This is a genomic window from Arthrobacter nitrophenolicus, from assembly GCF_000332815.1.
Classification (GTDB): Bacteria; Actinomycetota; Actinomycetes; order Actinomycetales; family Micrococcaceae; genus Arthrobacter; species Arthrobacter nitrophenolicus.
This window is the reverse complement of the sequence record NZ_AOFD01000115.1, coordinates 1-1,540: the sequence shown is the minus strand read 5'-3', so window position 1 is coordinate 1,540 and position 1,540 is coordinate 1. Positions and strand designations below refer to the sequence as shown.

Here is a 1,540-nt window from a genome sequence, read left to right as displayed (position 1 = left end):
ACGGTATACATCAAGCTGTTTGTGACAGCTGGGTGGGTTTTTTGTGGTTGATCCCTGCGACGGGAGGGATTCCCGGTGCGGTGGGCTTACGACGGTATCGGTGTGGGTTGCGGGCGTAGCAGGCATCGAGAGTTTGTTGTCGTTGCCTGCGCGCCTGCTCGACAAGTTCGTGATGGACGGTATCGGGCGTGTAGTAGTTCAGGCCACTATGCCGATGATGGCTGTTATAGCCTGCGAAAAACTCGCCCATGTATTCCCTGGCATGATGCAGGTCTTGGAACCGTCGCGGGAAATCCAGGTCATATTTCACGGTCTTGAACAGTGACTCTGAGTACGGATTGTCATCAGAAACCCTCGGGCGCGAGTAGGACAGTGTGATGCCCAGAGCCCGGGCGAGGTCCAGCGTTGTGCCGGCCCGCATTGGTGCGCCGTTATCGGCATGCAGCACCGCTGGGCACTGTTTGTTCCTGGCCACGGCCTCGCGGATCAGGGCCGAGGCAAAGGCCGCGGTTTCGGTGGCTTCGACGCGATGCCCGACGACCTTGCGGGAGAAGACATCGAGGATGGTGTAGAGCCGGTAGGTGTGTTTGCCGGGCCCGTGGAGCATCGTGATGTCCCAGCTCCAGAGCTGGTTAGGGGCTGTGGCTTCCAGGACGGGTTTGATCCTTTTAGGGCCGGAGCTGCTGCGTTGCGCGCGGCGGTCTCCGTTCTGTCCCTGGCTGGCCACGATACGGTGGGCGGCGGCGATCGAGAACGAGCAGAGACCCGCGTCCAGCATCCGGTAATAGGCCTGGGTGACGGACAGATTCCCGTACTCCTCGGAGTTCAGTATCGCCATGAACTCCCCGGCTTCGGCCTGGGTGATCCGGTTCGGGTAGGCCCGCTGGGCGTGGGGCACGGTGATCCCTGCCGCGGTGGGCGGGCTCAGATGCCGGTACCAGGCGGTGCGGTGAATACCTACCAATGCGCAGGCTTTCACCGCTGACCAGCCGGCCGTAACCATCTTCCCGACGAAGGTCAGGGCGATGTCTTTCCAGACTTTGGGGTCAACCACTCCGGCCGCTGCGGCTCCGGTTCCTTCAGTTCGGGGTCTGTCGCCGCCGCGCTCTTGGCCATGGCATCCAAGAGCGCGGAAGCTTTTCCCAGAATGTCCACCGCAGCCTCGGACCTGGCCAGCTTGGCCTTGAGGATCTCGTTCTCCTTCAAGACCTGTTTGAGCAGCCTCTTATCGCTCTCCCGCAATCGATGGTCCTCGTTTCCTTGTCTGATGCTGGATCTCAGCTCGCCCGATTCGCGCTGCTGGACCCAAAGGCGCATCGTGCCTTCGGCGATGCCCACAGCCCTGCAGAACGCGATCTTGGAACCACGCTCGAGGCACTTGTCGTACTCATCAAGAATCTCGTGCTTCTGCGCGAGAGTGAAGTGGCTCCGCTTCGATCGGCGGGAAGGGAGAACAAAATCCATGACGGACCTTTCCCCACTCCACGCGTCAGGCCACGACGGACAACAAACTGTCACACAACAGCCTGACACACAGGGC

Annotated in this window: 2 protein-coding genes; both read right to left on the bottom strand. The window is 61.1% G+C overall.

Annotated features, from left to right (window positions below; genetic code table 11):
• Window positions 1–10: 10 nt before the first annotated feature.
• Window positions 11–1,054, bottom strand: coding sequence for an IS3 family transposase (locus G205_RS20325; RefSeq protein WP_009359686.1), 1,044 nt, complete (start codon window positions 1,052–1,054; stop codon window positions 11–13).
• Window positions 1,018–1,464, bottom strand: coding sequence for a transposase (locus G205_RS20320; RefSeq protein ID WP_009359685.1), 447 nt, complete (start codon window positions 1,462–1,464; stop codon window positions 1,018–1,020). Before G205_RS20320 ends, G205_RS20325 begins: the two co-directional genes overlap by 37 nt.
• Window positions 1,465–1,540: the final 76 nt, after the last annotated feature.